Origin of the sequence: Klebsiella sp. LTGPAF-6F, from assembly GCF_001753185.1 — a bacterium.
Classification (GTDB): domain Bacteria; phylum Pseudomonadota; class Gammaproteobacteria; order Enterobacterales; family Enterobacteriaceae; genus Klebsiella; species Klebsiella michiganensis.
On the sequence record NZ_CP017450.1, the window covers coordinates 4,596,450 to 4,611,441 of the forward strand.

General features: G+C 53.5%; 10 protein-coding genes. 6 read left to right on the forward strand and 4 right to left on the reverse strand.

Translation table 11 applies throughout. The features are described 5' to 3' along the window. Nucleotides 1-259: 259 nt before the first annotated feature. Together BJF97_RS21365 and bglB are read left to right on the forward strand one after the other, a co-directional pair. The gene (locus BJF97_RS21365; RefSeq protein ID WP_032693133.1) at nt 260-1,714 is read left to right on the forward strand and encodes an MFS transporter; all 1,455 of its coding nucleotides are present in this window, start codon (nt 260-262) and stop codon (nt 1,712-1,714) included. Next, nucleotides 1,689-2,786, forward strand: a complete 1,098-nt coding sequence (gene bglB, locus BJF97_RS21370; protein ID WP_032693135.1) for a beta-galactosidase BglB — start codon at nt 1,689-1,691, stop codon at nt 2,784-2,786. Before BJF97_RS21365 ends, bglB begins: the two co-directional genes overlap by 26 nt. 3 nt (nt 2,787-2,789) lie before the next feature. Here bglB and BJF97_RS21375 read toward each other — a convergent pair whose 3' ends face one another. Further along, nucleotides 2,790-4,463, reverse strand: coding sequence for a hypothetical protein (locus BJF97_RS21375; protein WP_032693137.1), 1,674 nt, complete (start codon nt 4,461-4,463; stop codon nt 2,790-2,792). A 177-nt stretch (nt 4,464-4,640) separates the two neighbouring features. Here BJF97_RS21375 and ppk1 point away from each other — a divergent pair, with 177 nt between their 5' ends. Together ppk1 and ppx are read left to right on the forward strand one after the other, a co-directional pair. Continuing rightward, entirely contained in the window at nt 4,641-6,701 is a 2,061-nt protein-coding gene (gene ppk1 / locus BJF97_RS21380; RefSeq protein WP_070082980.1) for a polyphosphate kinase 1, read from the forward strand. A 3-nt stretch (nt 6,702-6,704) separates the two neighbouring features. Beyond that, entirely contained in the window at nt 6,705-8,246 is a 1,542-nt protein-coding gene (gene ppx, locus BJF97_RS21385) for an exopolyphosphatase (protein WP_004853121.1), read from the forward strand. A gap of 39 nt (nt 8,247-8,285) precedes the next feature. Here ppx and BJF97_RS21390 read toward each other — a convergent pair whose 3' ends face one another. Next, the gene (locus tag BJF97_RS21390) at nt 8,286-10,505 is read right to left on the reverse strand and encodes an EAL domain-containing protein (protein ID WP_014230351.1); all 2,220 of its coding nucleotides are present in this window, start codon (nt 10,503-10,505) and stop codon (nt 8,286-8,288) included. Between the two features lie 370 nt (nt 10,506-10,875). Here BJF97_RS21390 and BJF97_RS21395 point away from each other — a divergent pair, with 370 nt between their 5' ends. Further along, entirely contained in the window at nt 10,876-11,067 is a 192-nt protein-coding gene (locus tag BJF97_RS21395) for a YfgG family protein (protein WP_009654356.1), read from the forward strand. 14 nt (nt 11,068-11,081) lie between these two features. Here BJF97_RS21395 and BJF97_RS21400 read toward each other — a convergent pair whose 3' ends face one another. Then, a complete protein-coding gene (locus BJF97_RS21400) occupies nt 11,082-11,969 on the reverse strand; it encodes a LysR family transcriptional regulator (protein ID WP_014230353.1) in 888 nt (295 codons plus the stop codon). A gap of 98 nt (nt 11,970-12,067) precedes the next feature. Between BJF97_RS21400 and BJF97_RS21405 the strand changes: the two genes are divergently transcribed. Continuing rightward, nucleotides 12,068-13,264 (forward strand): MFS transporter, encoded by a 1,197-nt coding sequence (locus BJF97_RS21405; protein ID WP_032693138.1) that lies wholly within the window; start codon nt 12,068-12,070, stop codon nt 13,262-13,264. 137 nt (nt 13,265-13,401) lie between these two features. On the opposite strand, the gene guaA is transcribed toward BJF97_RS21405, so the two are convergent. Beyond that, nucleotides 13,402-14,979, reverse strand: coding sequence for a glutamine-hydrolyzing GMP synthase (gene guaA, locus BJF97_RS21410; protein ID WP_004853173.1), 1,578 nt, complete (start codon nt 14,977-14,979; stop codon nt 13,402-13,404). Between the last annotated feature and the right edge of the window lie 13 nt (nt 14,980-14,992).

A 14,992-nucleotide genomic window follows, 5' to 3' on the forward strand; every position in this document is an offset into this window, starting at 1 on the left:
CAGAAATAGCGATGGCTATCACATTTCATTTTTTCGCCCGTCCTAATACTGCCGGCCATATCACGCTATTTATTTCATTTAATCCGCTTTCTCCGCCCCGCTCTCAGTTCTTAACAAAAGCGCCTTAATGACGATTCCGCAAAATTTTCACCTCTTTTACTGTGCTACTTCCTCTTTACTGACAGAAGAGACAGGAAAAATGACGAGGACAGTAACGGCACCACGGGAAGTAAAAACACGCAATATTCTCTGCTGGGGGATGGGCGATATCTTCGGCAGCGGGGCAATGACGATCACCGGGCTTTGGCTGCTTTATTTTTATATTGAAGTGGCGGGCCTTTCTCCCGCCGCCGCAGCATCCATTTTTGCGATCGCCAAAATTTGGGATGGCATCACCGACCCGATCATGGGTTATATCACCGACAATATTCGCACGCGCTGGGGGCGACGCCGAATATTCTTTATTATCGGCGCGCCGCTCTCCTTTTGCTTTGCCCTGATGTGGGTAAGCGGTTTTGGCTATGCCTGGTATCTTGGTACTTATTTGTTATTCAGCACCGTTTTTACCCTCTTGATGGTGCCCTACGATACGCTGCCTGCGGAGATGACCTCGCGTTACGATCTGCGTTCAAAAATGTCTGGCGCGCGGATGCTATTTGCCCAGGCGACAGCGTTTTTATCTGCACTTATCCCAGGACAAATTTTGGCGCACGTCGCCGATAAATCGCAGGCATTTTTATATATCGGCCTGGTCTTTTCCGTACTCTTCGCCCTACCGTGGATCTTCGTTTGGCGGGGAACCTGGGAACGGGAGAATCTCCCGCCGCCTTCGGCTCAGCGCGGGATGGGGAAAACAATTATTTCGCTGTATCGAGAAATGGCTTCAACTTTCCGTTTACGTACTTTTCGCATTCACATCATGATGTACGTTGGCGGAGCCGTCGCCCTGGATATTTTCGGCTCGCTGTTTATGCACTATCTTACATATGTACTTCAGGTCGGCGCATCCTTAGCTTCCCAGGCAATGAGCCTGATGACGCTATTTCAATTTTTTGCCATCCCTTTCTTTACCTGGCTTTGTATTCGCATCGGCAACGGCAACGCCTACAAACTGGCAATTGCACTGATTATGTGCGCTCTACTGTGGTTCAGCCAGCTTTCCGCCTCCATTAGCCATTTATCAGGATTCATATTCGGCGGGGCCATCGTGATGGGCATCGCACGCGGCGGAACCTATCTTATCCCATGGAACGTCTACAACTTTTTACCTGATGTGGATGAAGCTTATACCGGCGTCAGACGTGAAGGCATTTACGCGGGCGTCATGATGCTAACGCGCAAATTTTCCCAGGCGCTGGCCCTGTTTATTGTTGGACTGGCGCTGGAGGCGTTTGGCTTTACCAAAGGCGCAGAGTCGCAAGATGCCGCCGCGCTAAACGGCATCTGGTGGGTATTCCTTATCGGACCGGGTTTACTCACTCTGCTGGCGATGTACGGCGCGTTTCGCTTTCGTCTAAGCCAGGAGTGTCATAAGACGCTTACCTTCGAGCTAGAGCGTCTGCGGTCTGGCGGTAAACCCGAAGATGCATCAACGCAGGTACGACAAACCGTAGAGTTGCTTACCGGGCATCCGCATATGAATACCCACTGGCAGCATACAGCTGAAACGACAACGCAAGGGAATCTCTATGTCGCAGAAAATAAGCCATCCTGAAATCATCCGTCTTATCGAAAAACTGATCGATAGCCTCACCGCAATTCAGGATGACAATGGTCAATTCCTGCAGCGCCTGCCTGACGGGCGCGTGATTGATACAAAAGGCTGGGCTGGATGGGAATGGACACATGGTATCGGCTTGTTTGGTCTCTACCGCTACCATGAACTTACCGGCTCATCTCGCGCCAGGCAGATTATTGACGACTGGTTCAGCGCCCGTTTCGCCGAAGGAACGCCGGAGAAGAATATTAATACCGCGATCCCTTTTTTGACGCTTGCCAGTCGCTACCAGCAGGACGCGCGTCACGAATGGCGCGCGTATCTGGAAGTGTGGGGAGATGCGCTTTATCGTCAGATTCCGCGCACTGATGAAGGCTGCATGCAGCATGTCACCTACGAAAACGCGCATTATCAGCAAATCTGGGATGACACCTTGATGATGGCGGTCCTGCCTCTGGCCAGGATTGGGCTTTTATTGCAAAAACCTTACTGGGTAGAAGAAGCAAAATTTCAATTTCTACAGCACATTCACTACCTTACGGATAGAAAAAGTGGTTTATGGTTTCACGGCTGGAATTTCGACGGCAGGCATCATTTTGCCGGTGCCCGATGGGCTCGTGGCAATAGCTGGATAACACTGGCGATTCCTGAACTACTGGAAATGCTCAATCTTGATGAGCATGACGCCTTCTATCGCCAGCTCTGTAACATCCTGCAGGGCCAGGTATCCGCCCTCGCCCGCTGTCAATGTGAAAACGGGCTATGGCCGACGCTATTAGATGATGCAACAAGCTACGCTGAAGCCTCAGCAACAGGGGGATTCGCAGCCGGTATCCTGAAAGCGATACGTCTCGGCTACCTCGACGACAGCTATCTACCCGTTGCCGAACGAGCAATCGCAGGCATTATTGAGCATATCTCGCCGGAGGGAGAATTAACCCAGGTTTCATTTGGCACGGCAATGGGACACGACCTTGACCATTACCGACGAATCCCCCTAACTGCGATGCCATATGGCCAGGCGCTGGCGATGCTCAGCCTGGTCGAGGCTTTATACCGCACGCGTTAATACCTAATGCCTGAGTGCCGATAGTTCGCTACTCAGGCTATCAGCCAGGCTACGAACCCGACCCGCATCGAACATGATATAAAACCCAGGCGATGCTTCGTTCATCTGCTGGCAAAGCATCTCCATTTCGGATGCCCCCTGATACAACGCCTGCACGTTGATATGGCAGATTTCTCTCATACTCCAGCTATTCTCCACCTCACGAGCAAAATGCAGCGTAAAAAAAGCTTTCTGTGCATGCGTGAACAGCTGACAGTAGAGTGCGAGCCCCCGCCATTCATTCTGCCAGAGCCGATAGAGCGCCGTGGGAAACTCGGCATTCTCGGCAAACTCCAGCGCCTGCGCGCATAGCTTCAGGGCATCTGCCGCTACCTCATCCTTCTCTTGCGCAATTCGCGTGAGGTTTTCCATCGATATTTGCGGATCGTCACGCGTGAAGTGGATATCCTTGGCCGACCCCGGCAGCCAGTGATTACGCGCCAGCTGGCTGTACAAACTCCATACTGCCTGACCGTAGCTTTCCGGTAGCTGACTATGGCGGTGAAAAACGTGATCGCGAACATAAATCGCCTGGTAAAGCACCTCCGTTGCCTGCTCAAGTAGCTGCTGAAAACGGCGGGCGACTGTAACATCGGGGCACCAGCCGTAACGCTCAGCCAGCCAGAGATCCAACAGCTGCTCCTGGGTCTTTCCCGCACCATGACCTAACAGCTGGCTACAGGCAAACAGATTGCATTCGCTTAACGTTTCCGGTACCCAGTGGTTATCAACGCTCTCCCAACTGGTTTTGCATATCGCACCGGTGATTCTGGGATTCGCGCTTTGGCACCACAGCAGTCGGCCTTTTAACTCATCAATGCGCAAGAAAGGCATAACGCCCCAGCCCACCTCTTCGCCTGCTAAATCAATATCAACCCAGACGTCTCGCATAGTGACCTGAAGCAGTGCGGGATTATTTGGAAATGCTGGCCAGAAACGTTCTGGCGTTAACTTGATCGATACCGAAACGGTTGGCGGAAGCGGCTCGATAGCATCGAGAACGGTACCAAGATCATCATTACTTGCAGGGAAAACCCGCAAAACCAGATGTTTATTTTGTGCGGTAACCACCTGGCTGAGCGCTTGAAAACAACGGCGATAGAGCACAAAGCTTTGCGACGGTTGCCGGGTATTTTCAGGCTCATCCCTGGCGTTTATATCCCATTTAGGGCGCGTAATCGGCAATAAACCATCGGTGCTGGAAAGCGCAATAATTAGCCCTGTTAAAGCTGGAATTCCCTGACAAACGCCGCGAATTTTGTCTGTCAGCCAGCGGCTCCAGAAATCCACATCAAAAAGGATCCCTTGCTGGTTATCCAGTAGATACTTATGCGACAACAGCAATTCCGTTGGGAAATCCAGCTCTTTTGCCTGTAAATAAAATCGCAGCCCCTGCTCGCGGCAATACATGGCGAGACGATTAAGGTAGATACAGCGCGCTCTCTGCTGGCTGGAAACGCTATCGTTATAGTGGAAAGGCGTATATCCCTTCGGGGACACCAGCTTACCGAAGAGATCTGCCTGCCCCACCACGATAGTATTAAAGCCATGCTGAGAGGCATACCTGACCAGATTGCATACCGATGACCAGTTCCATATATCCTGATTATTCAGTTCTAACGCTCGCGTCTCCCACATGGTTTTGCTCCTGAATCTCACCTTGCCTTGAACATAACGTAAGTCGCGAAAATCGTCTGTTTTTCTTCGCTATATACTGAAAGAAAACAGTCATACTTCTTTGACATAATTGGACATTCAGTGGCAAAGCTCGCCATAATGAAATAGCAACATACATCTACCGGAGTGTGAGCTGTAATGGGCCAGGAAAAGATATACATCGAAAAAGAACTCAGCTGGTTATCCTTTAACGAGCGCGTACTTCAGGAAGCGGCGGACAAAAGCAACCCGCTGATCGAGCGCATGCGCTTTTTAGGGATTTACTCTAATAACCTCGATGAATTTTATAAAGTGCGCTTTGCCGAGCTGAAGCGCCGCATCATCATCAGCGAAGAACAAGGCAGTACCGCACACTCTCGCCATCTGCTGGGCAAAATTCAGGCCCGCGTGCTCAAGGCCGATCAGGAGTTTGACGGCTTATACAACGAGCTGCTGTTGGAAATGGCGCGTAACCAGATTTTCCTGATCAACGAACGCCAGCTCTCCGTCAACCAGCAGTCCTGGCTGCGTAACTACTTCAAGCTGTATCTTCGTCAGCACATCACGCCAATCCTGATTAACCGCGAAACGGATCTGGTGCAGTTCCTGAAGGATGATTACACCTACCTGGCCGTCGAGATTATTCGCGGGGATACCATCAATTACGCGCTGCTTGAAATTCCGTCAGACAAGGTGCCGCGTTTTGTGAACCTGCCGCCGGAAGCGCCTCGCCGCCGCAAGCCGATGATTCTGTTAGATAACATCCTGCGCTACTGCCTGGATGATATCTTCAAGGGCTTTTTTGATTACGACGCGCTGAACGCCTACTCGATGAAAATGACCCGTGACGCCGAATACGATCTGGTGCACGAGATGGAATCGAGCCTGATGGAGCTGATGTCCTCCAGCCTGAAACAGCGTCTGACCGCCGAGCCGGTGCGCTTCGTTTATCAGCGCGATATGCCCGACGCGATGGTCGAAATGCTGCGCGATAAGCTCTCCATCTCCAACTACGATTCAATGCTGCCGGGCGGTCGTTACCACAACTTTAAAGACTTTATCGGCTTCCCGAACGTCGGCAAAGCCAATCTGGTCAACAAACCGATGCCGCGTCTGCGTCATCTGTGGTTTGATAAATTCCGCAACGGCTTTGACGCAATCCGCGAACGCGACGTGCTGCTTTACTACCCGTACCATACGTTTGAACACGTCCTTGAGCTGCTGCGCCAGGCCTCTTTCGACCCAAGCGTGCTGGCTATCAAAATCAACATCTACCGCGTCGCGAAAGATTCACGGATTATCGACTCGATGATTCACGCCGCCCATAACGGTAAGAAAGTGACGGTGGTCGTGGAGCTGCAGGCGCGTTTCGATGAAGAAGCCAATATTCATTGGGCTAAACGCCTGACCGAAGCCGGCGTGCACGTTATCTTCTCCGCGCCGGGCCTCAAGATCCACGCCAAGCTGTTCCTGGTTTCGCGCAAAGAGGGCGATGAAGTCGTGCGCTATGCGCATATCGGCACCGGCAACTTTAACGAAAAAACCGCCCGTCTTTACACCGACTACTCGCTGCTGACCGCCGATGCGCGCATCACCAATGAAGTCCGCCGGGTATTTAACTTTATCGAAAACCCCTACCGCCCGGTCAGCTTCGATTATCTGCTGGTGTCGCCGCAAAACTCGCGTCGCCTGCTTTATGAGATGATCGATCGTGAAATCGCCAACGCGCAAAATGGTCAGCCGTCGGGCATCATGCTGAAGCTGAACAACCTGGTCGATAAGGGGCTGGTAGACCGTCTCTACGCCGCTTCCAGCTCCGGCGTGCCGGTTAATTTGCTTATTCGCGGTATGTGCTCGCTGATCCCCGGTCTGGAAGGAATCAGCGAAAATATTCGCGTGACCAGCATTGTTGACCGTTTCCTTGAGCATGACCGCGTTTATTGCTTTGAAAACGGCGGCGATAAGCAGGTTTGGCTATCGTCCGCGGACTGGATGACGCGCAATATTGACTATCGTATCGAAGTGGCCGCGCCGCTGCTGGATCCGCGCCTGAAACAGCGGGTGCTGGATATTTTCGATCTCCTCTTCAACGATACGGTGAAAGCACGCTATCTTGATAAAGAACTGAGTAATCGCTACGTGCCGCGCGGCAATCGCCGCAAAGTGCGCGCACAGATGGCGATATACGACTACCTCAAATCACTTGAACAGCCCGATTAACCTATGCCAATAAACGAAAATGCCCCTCGGCCGCAGGAGTTCGCTGCGGTCGACCTCGGTTCAAACAGTTTTCATATGGTGATCGCCCGTGTCGTTGACGGGGCAATGCAGATCATCGGTCGTCTGAAACAGCGCGTACATCTGGCCGACGGCCTGGATGAAAACTCTGTACTGAGCGAAGAGGCTATTGCGCGCGGGCTGAACTGCCTGTCGCTGTTCGCCGAGCGCCTGCAGGGTTTTGACCCATCAAGCGTCTGTATCGTCGGCACGCACACGCTGCGCCAGGCGACAAACGCCGCAGAGTTCCTCAAGCGCGCGGAGCAGGTCATCCCCTACCCGATCGAAATCATTCCCGGCAACGAAGAAGCGCGTCTGATTTTTATGGGCGTGGAGCACACGCAGCCGGAGCGAGGCCGTAAGCTGGTCATCGATATCGGCGGCGGCTCTACCGAGCTGGTTATCGGCGAGGATTTCGAGCCTCGTCTGGTGGAAAGCCGCCGTATGGGCTGCGTGAGCTTCTCTCAGGCCTACTTTGCTGGCGGCGTCATCAACAAAGAGAATTTCCAGCGCGCGCGTCTTTCCGCCGTGCAGAAGCTGGAAACTCTGGCCTGGCAGTTCCGCATCCAGGGGTGGAACGTCGCCCTGGGCGCGTCGGGCACCATTAAAGCCGCTCACGAAGTGCTGGTGGCCATGGGCGAGAAAGACGGCTTCATCACTCCCGAGCGCCTCGAGATGCTGGTCGAAGAGCTGCTGAAGTATAAAAACTTCGACTCGCTAAGCCTGCCCGGGCTGTCTGAAGATCGGAAAGCCGTTTTTGCGCCCGGTCTGGCTATCCTGTGCGGGGTGTTTGACGCGCTGGCGATTAAAGAGCTGCGCTTGTCCGACGGCGCGCTGCGCGAAGGCGTACTGTACGAGATGGAAGGACGTTTCCGTCACCAGGATATCCGTAGCCGCACCGCGCAGAGCCTGGCGAACCAGTACAATATCGACCGCGAGCAGGCGCGTCGGGTGCTGGAGACCACCACGCATATTTATGAGCAATGGCAGGAGCAGAATCCCAAGCTCGCGAACCCCCATCTGGCGGCGCTGCTGAAATGGGCGACCATGCTGCATGAAGTCGGCTTGAATATTAACCACAGCGGCATGCACCGTCATTCGGCTTATATCCTGCAAAACAGCGATCTGCCGGGCTTTAATCAGGAACAGCAGATGCTGATGGCCACCTTAGTTCGCTATCACCGTAAAGCGATTAAGCTTGATGATTTACCGCGTTTCACGCTGTTTAAGAAGAAGCAGTTTCTGCCGTTAATTCAGCTGCTGCGCCTTGGCGTGCTGCTGAATAACCAGCGTCAGGCAACGACAACGCCGCCGAGCCTTACGCTGAAAACCGAGGCAAACCACTGGACGCTGACCTTCCCGCACGACTGGTTTAGCCAGAATGCGCTGGTGCTGCTCGACCTGGAAAAAGAGCAGGAATACTGGGAAGGGGTGCCTGACTGGTGGCTGAAAATCAGCGAAGAAGAGAAGCCTGACGCGGCAAGCTAGTTTCGCGCATATGGGCCGGACGTCCGGCCCATTCGCTTATCAATCCTCAACCAGCGCCTCAAGCGGGGCCGGTTTGCCGATATCATAGCCCTGCATATAATCAATCCCCAGCGAAACCACAGCCTGCCGAATCTCGGGCGTTTCGACATATTCGGCCACCACCTGCATATTTTTCATCCTCGCCAGAAGGCAAATAGAGGCAACGGCCTGATAGTCCAGACTGCTGGTCACCAGATTACGAATAAAACTACCGTCGATTTTCAGCAGATCCGCATTCATCGTTTTCAGCCGCGCGTAGCTGGCATAGCCGGTGCCAAAGTCATCAATCGCTACCCGACAGCCCAGGTCCTGAAGCTGCGCCAGGGTTTTCCGCGCCTGCTCGGGATTGGTCAGTGAATGGTTCTCCGTCAGCTCAAAAATAATCTGCCAGGGTTCAATGTCATAATGCTCCAGCAGCGTTTTTACCTGCTGATGAAAATAACTGTTACTCACTGAAAACGGCGAGATATTTATCGCCAGGCGCATTCCAGGAAGCTTTTTGCGCCGCTTGTCCATAAAGATCAACGTATGTTCGAGGACCCAGCTATCGATACGCGCCGACAGTCCAAACTCGTGCGCCACTGGTAAAAAGACATCCGGCATGATGATTTCATCGTTGTCGTTCAGCATTCTCAGCAGAACTTCATGATAGCTATCCCCCCGGATGCCGACGATCGGTTGTGCCATCAGAACGAAGCGATCGTGCTCCAGCGCCTTCACCAGCTGATTCATTATCATGACTTTGTCTTTCAGCTCCTGCTGCGTATTAATGGCGCCGCGACGCTGTAAATTTTCAGGACTTCCGGTCGCCAGGGAAAGGTCAGCCGCGCCGCTGAGTTCTCCAAGCAGTAAATGCAGATGCATCACCGGAGAGCGAACGTTGCAATAGCTGAATCCCACGGGCGGCTGCAGCGGCATACCGTTCCAGACAAAGCGAAACTTTTTGAGATGGTCAAACAGCAGGGGGACTCGCTGCTGATGGTCTTCACTGTGCAGATGGATAACCAGCTCGTGCCCGGCCATCTGATAGATATCCTCCCCGGGCTGCAATAGATCGCCAAGCGACTCGGCCAGCAGCTGCTTGTACTGAATGCGCAACAGAACGCCGTAATGACGGCCCAATATTTCCAGCTCGGGAATGCGTAAGAAGCACAGCACTGACCAGGAGGATTTATTTAACGCCCGGCTCAGCGCGCGGATATTGGGCAAGCGTACAACCGGATCAATGAAGGCCATCCGCCGCATCCGCGCATAAAAAATTCTCTGCTGCGTCGCCAGCATCGCCATATAGGCGATAATAAATGAAAACACCAGATAGCTTGAGGAGATAATAGCCAGCTGATTACTGTAAATCGGTGAATGCGGGAGATATTGATAATGAAAGTGGATAATAACAATTAATATAGGGGACCAGACCAATGAAATGAAGCGATAGCCAAAACGCATCGCCCCCCACAGCATCACCGGCATAAGCAAGGACAAGGTATAATTTGTACTAAAAATAGTGCTCGTACTACTTAGCGGCATTAATAGCAAAACTAATAAAATTAACAGCACTACCGCCCATAAAATAAACTCTAAGGGCTTTATTTTCGGATCGATCTGCAGGCGAATCTGAGAAACAAAACCCCGAATATAGAGCGGGTTGCGGATAATTCGAATCAGAAAGTAGCATAGCGGCACGCCGGTCAGGCATCCGGCCATCAGGGCCTGAAAGGTGATAAGCGAACGCAAACTTAAGGGGTTGACCCCAATCAACCCGGTCGCGCGAGGATGGATCCCCAAATACTCGGCGAGCTGGGAAAGGATAAGAAAGATCAGCGATGGCAGCAACATTTGCCAGAACAATCGTTGAGGCATCAGTCGCACATTGCCATGCGAGATTTGCTGCCTTCGCGGGACAAAAACGCGATACCCGCCCCAGCAAAGGACGGTCGGAATAAGAAAATGGAAAATCACGCCGATGGAGTCTTCCAGCGCCATGCCGCGCGTAATGGAAAGCAGCAAACCGACAACGATCCCCGGTAAAGCAGCCCAGCCGAAAAACAGCATCAGGCTCAGCACTAACGCCAGAGGTAAATAGTAAAGATAAACTTCATTACCATTCAGTACAGCAACGGTGTTCGCCCATCTTGCCAGGGGGAGTAAAAGGATGGGTAAGATGAGCGGCAGCGACCACCATTTATCCCGATATCTTCTGTAAAGTTTAATAATGTTCATAGATGCTCTACGGATAACCCTAAATCCTGCAGGGTATATTCAGGCAGGCATCCAACCAACCGTCATAATCGCGCAAGGAATAACAACGCGGAACTGGCTGGTGATTTTAGTTGTCGGTGAGAATAGACGATTGATATAAATCAAAAAATCACGTCGCTAATATTAATAATGTCTTTTTTTTAACATCAATTTGCGATAAGCAGAAAGCATGTAAATACGAGGATTATCTTATATAACATTAATTAATGTTTTACCCCTGGGATTTTTACATCCTCATCAATTGACCCTTCCGCGTTACTGTGCCTTAATACGCACATCGCCCATCCTTTGGGTATACTTTAAGGAACCTTTTGTGAGTCAGGCACCCAGTATGCGTAAACGACATCGATTTAACCGTCGCATGACCCGTATCGTACTGCTTATCAGCTTTATCTTCTTCTTTGGACGCTTTGTCTACTCCTCCATCGGTGCCTGGTACCATCATCAGGACAAAAAGCAATCGCAGCAATCCACTATCACCGTTGAACCTTCAGATCCGCTAAAAACGCCGGTACAAAAATAAGCGCGGTACGCTGTTCAGCAACCGGCCTGAGAGAGCAAACGCAGCACTTCAGCGATGCCTTTGCTGATGATTTTATCCTGCCGCATGACGATGCCTAACTGCCGATACAGGCGCGGAGTCAACGATTGCACGTTCAGGCCGACGCGATCCTGCGGATCCTCTACCGCCATACGCGGCACGATGCTGTATCCCAGTCCCGCTCGCACCATCCGCTTAATCGCCTCAATGCTGCCTAACTGCATGACTGGCACGACCATCAGTCCATTATGGCGAAACCAGCCGTCAATCAGATCCCGGGTTCCGCTCCCCGCTTCAAAAGCAATTAGCGGCAATGATTGCAGAACCTCTGGCGTCAGCGGCGAGGGCAGGTCGTCCTGAGCATCGCTAAAAATACCGACAAACTCTTCATCTAAAACCGGCGTCACCGCCAGGCTGCGTCCGTTCGCCGGAAGCGTACAAAGGCCCAGATCAAGCCGGTTCTCCTCGATAGCCCGAACCACTTCCAGGGTATTGCCAACCGTGACCCTCACCGTCAGCAGAGGGTGATCCTGATGCAGCTTCTGCAGCAGCGGCGGTAACAGGTGGATACAGGCGGTCGCCCCGGTACCCAACGTTATCGAGCCGCTGATTTCTCGATTGAATTCGCTAACCGATTGCACTGCCGCGCCCACCGCCAGTTCAATCCGCTCGCTGTGCGCCAGCAGGGCGATGCCGGCCGCCGTCGCTTTGATGCCTCGTCCTGTTCGCTCAAGCAGTCTGGTTTGGAGAAATTGTTCCAGCTGACGTACCTGCAGACTTACCGCAGGCTGCGACAGCCCCAGCAGGTCAGCTGCGGCGGAAAAGCTTCCGCGCTGTACCACCAGGCGGAACGTCGCCAGATTTCCCAGATTGAGCGTCATCATCACAAAGTTTCTCTTATAAGGGTCATAAATGGACCGGCCTGCCTCCACAATAGCGTGCAGGGTATGCTGCCGACAACAGCGTAACAAAATGGACGATCATGAAAACATCTGCAAAACCACTCTCCGCGCCGGGCGCCGTCACGCTTGCCGCCGGGTGCAACCAGCTAATAAACTGGGGAGTCTCATTTTATATGCCCGGCACTTTCGCCAGAGCTATTGCTCAGGAGACCGGCTGGGCCGCAACGGAAATCTACTTTGGCCTGACTATCGCCATGCTGATGATGGCGATGCTCTCCCCGTTTGTCGCCCGGCTACTGGCCCGCTTTGGGGGCCAACGGGTGGTGGTCACGGGTACGCTGATGATTTCAGCGGGCTGCCTGATAATGGCTTACGTCCAGAGTCTACCGGGCTGGTTCGCCGCCTGGGTTCTGACCGGCGCCGGGATGCGTCTGGCGCTCTACGACGCGCTGTTCGCCGCGCTGGTGAATATCTATGGGCAAAGCGCCAGATTAACTATCTCGCGCGTGACGCTGGCCGGCGGCCTGGCTTCGGCTCTGTTCTGGCCGCTCGGCGCCGGGTTGTTGACGCAGATGGACTGGCGGCATGCGCTGCTGATTTATGCCCTGTTTGGCCTGCTTAGCGCGATGCTGCTGTGGAAAATGCCAAATCACAGACTGCCGTCACCGAAACGGATAATGCAACGCCAGCGGCTCTCCCGCCGCGATAAACGCCCTGCCCTCCTGTACGCGTCGCTGATTGCGCTGGTAACCTTTGTTTCCAACGGTACCTCGACGCATCTCCCCGAGTATATCGCCAGCGTCGGGCTTCCTGTCGCGGTGGGAATGCTGTGGGGGATTGGGCAAACCGGCGCGCGCTTTCTCGAAGTGGCATCCGGTTCTGTCCTTACGCCGTTGCGGCTAACGATACTGACCACCCTGTTGATGCCGCTCTGCTTTGCGCTCGGCCTGAGCGGGCCATATCTGTCGTGGGCGGCCGGCGGATTTGTGCTGGGTTACGGCGCGATCAACGGCCTGACGACCGTTTTTAAAGCCACTCTGCCGCTGCAGCTTTTTGCCGCCGAGGATTATGCCCGACGAACCGGTATTTTGTTGATTCCCGCGCAGCTGCTGGCCGCCGCCTCGCCGTTTGCCTACGCGTGGCTGAATGATCATCTCGGGATAAGGGGCAGTTTAGCGGTTTCCGCCGCGCTGGCCCTGGTGGTGGCAGCTCTGGCGATGGCCGTTGCATGGTGTCAGCGGGAGAATACGCCAGCGGCAATTGAAGAACGGGGTTGACAGTAGAAACCCGGTGTATCGGTATTCATCGTCTCAGGGAATGCCGTAATTCGGCGATATTGTTAAGAAAAATGCCATTAATGACGTCAATCATTAATGGCATTATTTTTTTATTCAATTAACGCAAAGAATAAAGTTTATTCCCACTCAATGGTCGCCGGCGGCTTACCGCTGATGTCGTACACCACGCGGGAAATACCGTTGACTTCATTGATGATACGGTTGGATACGCGGCCGAGGAAATCGTACGGCAGATGCGCCCAGTGTGCGGTCATAAAGTCGATGGTTTCAACCGCACGCAGGGAAACGACCCAGTCGTACTTACGGCCATCGCCCATGACGCCAACGGAACGGACCGGCAGGAACACGGTGAACGCCTGGCTCACTTTGTTGTACAGGTCGGCTTTGTGCAGCTCTTCAATGAAGATTGCGTCCGCGCGGCGCAGCAGGTCGCAGTACTCTTTCTTCACTTCGCCCAGCACGCGCACGCCCAGACCCGGCCCCGGGAACGGGTGGCGGTACAGCATATCGTACGGCAGACCCAGTTCGAGGCCAATCTTACGCACTTCATCTTTGAACAGCTCGCGCAGCGGTTCAACGAGGCCCATCTTCATCTCTTTCGGCAGGCCGCCCACGTTGTGGTGAGATTTGATGACGTGCGCTTTACCGGTTGCGGAAGCCGCGGACTCGATGACGTCAGGGTAGATGGTCCCTTGCGCCAGCCATTTCACGTCTTCCAGCTTCAGCGCTTCTTCGTCAAACACTTCAACGAACACGCGGCCGATGATTTTACGCTTCGCTTCCGGATCGTTTTCGCCCGCCAGCGCGGCCAGGAAACGCGCCTCGCCTTCGACGTGAACGATGTTCAGGCCGAAGCGATCGCCAAACATATCCATAACCTGCTGGGCTTCATTCAGACGCAGCAGACCGTTATCCACAAAGACGCAGGTCAGGTTTTTGCCGATGGCGCGGTGCAGCAGCATGGCGGTCACGGAGGAATCCACGCCGCCGGACAGGCCGAGGATCACTTTATCGTCGCCAACCTGCTGACGAATGCGCTCGATGGCATCGTCGATAATTTTGGCCGGGGTCCACAGCGCTTCACACTGGCAGATATCGCGTACGAAACGCTCCAGCATGCGCAGACCCTGACGGGTGTGGGTGACTTCCGGGTGGAACTGTACGCCGTAGAAACGTTTCTCTTCGTTAGCCATAATGGCGAACGGGCAGGTTTCGGTGCTGGCAACGGTGACGAAGTCAGACGGGATGGCGGTGACTTTGTCGCCGTGGCTCATCCAGACGTCCAGCATCGGCTTACCATCCGCGCTCAGCGCATCTTCGATACCGTGAATCAGGGCGCTATCGGTCTGCACTTCAACCTGCGCATAGCCAAACTCACGTTCATTAGAGGCTTCAACGTGGCCGCCCAGCTGCATCGCCATGGTCTGCATGCCGTAACATACGCCGAATACCGGCACGCCGGCTTCAAAGACATACTGCGGCGCGCGCGGGCTGTTATCTTCGGTGGTGCTTTCCGGGCCGCCGGAAAGAATAATGCCGTTAGGATTAAACTCACGAATTTGAGCTTCAGTCACGTCCCATGCCCACAGTTCACAGTAGACACCTAATTCACGAACGCGACGCGCAACCAGCTGGGTGTACTGAGAACCGAAGTCCAGGATAAGAATACGATGTTTATGAATGTTATCCGTCATTGACGATAATTCC

Coding starts and splice junctions, on each gene's coding strand:
- BJF97_RS21365 (WP_032693133.1), top strand. CDS start 260: ATGGGCGATATCTTCGGCAGCGGGGCAATGACGATCACCGGGCTTTGG.
- bglB (WP_032693135.1), top strand. CDS start 1,689: ATGTCGCAGAAAATAAGCCATCCTGAAATCATCCGTCTTATCGAAAAA.
- BJF97_RS21375 (WP_032693137.1), bottom strand. CDS start 4,463: ATGTGGGAGACGCGAGCGTTAGAACTGAATAATCAGGATATATGGAAC.
- ppk1 (WP_070082980.1), top strand. CDS start 4,641: ATGGGCCAGGAAAAGATATACATCGAAAAAGAACTCAGCTGGTTATCC.
- ppx (WP_004853121.1), top strand. CDS start 6,705: ATGCCAATAAACGAAAATGCCCCTCGGCCGCAGGAGTTCGCTGCGGTC.
- BJF97_RS21390 (WP_014230351.1), bottom strand. CDS start 10,505: ATGAACATTATTAAACTTTACAGAAGATATCGGGATAAATGGTGGTCG.
- BJF97_RS21395 (WP_009654356.1), top strand. CDS start 10,876: ATGCGTAAACGACATCGATTTAACCGTCGCATGACCCGTATCGTACTG.
- BJF97_RS21400 (WP_014230353.1), bottom strand. CDS start 11,969: ATGATGACGCTCAATCTGGGAAATCTGGCGACGTTCCGCCTGGTGGTA.
- BJF97_RS21405 (WP_032693138.1), top strand. CDS start 12,068: ATGAAAACATCTGCAAAACCACTCTCCGCGCCGGGCGCCGTCACGCTT.
- guaA (WP_004853173.1), bottom strand. CDS start 14,979: ATGACGGATAACATTCATAAACATCGTATTCTTATCCTGGACTTCGGT.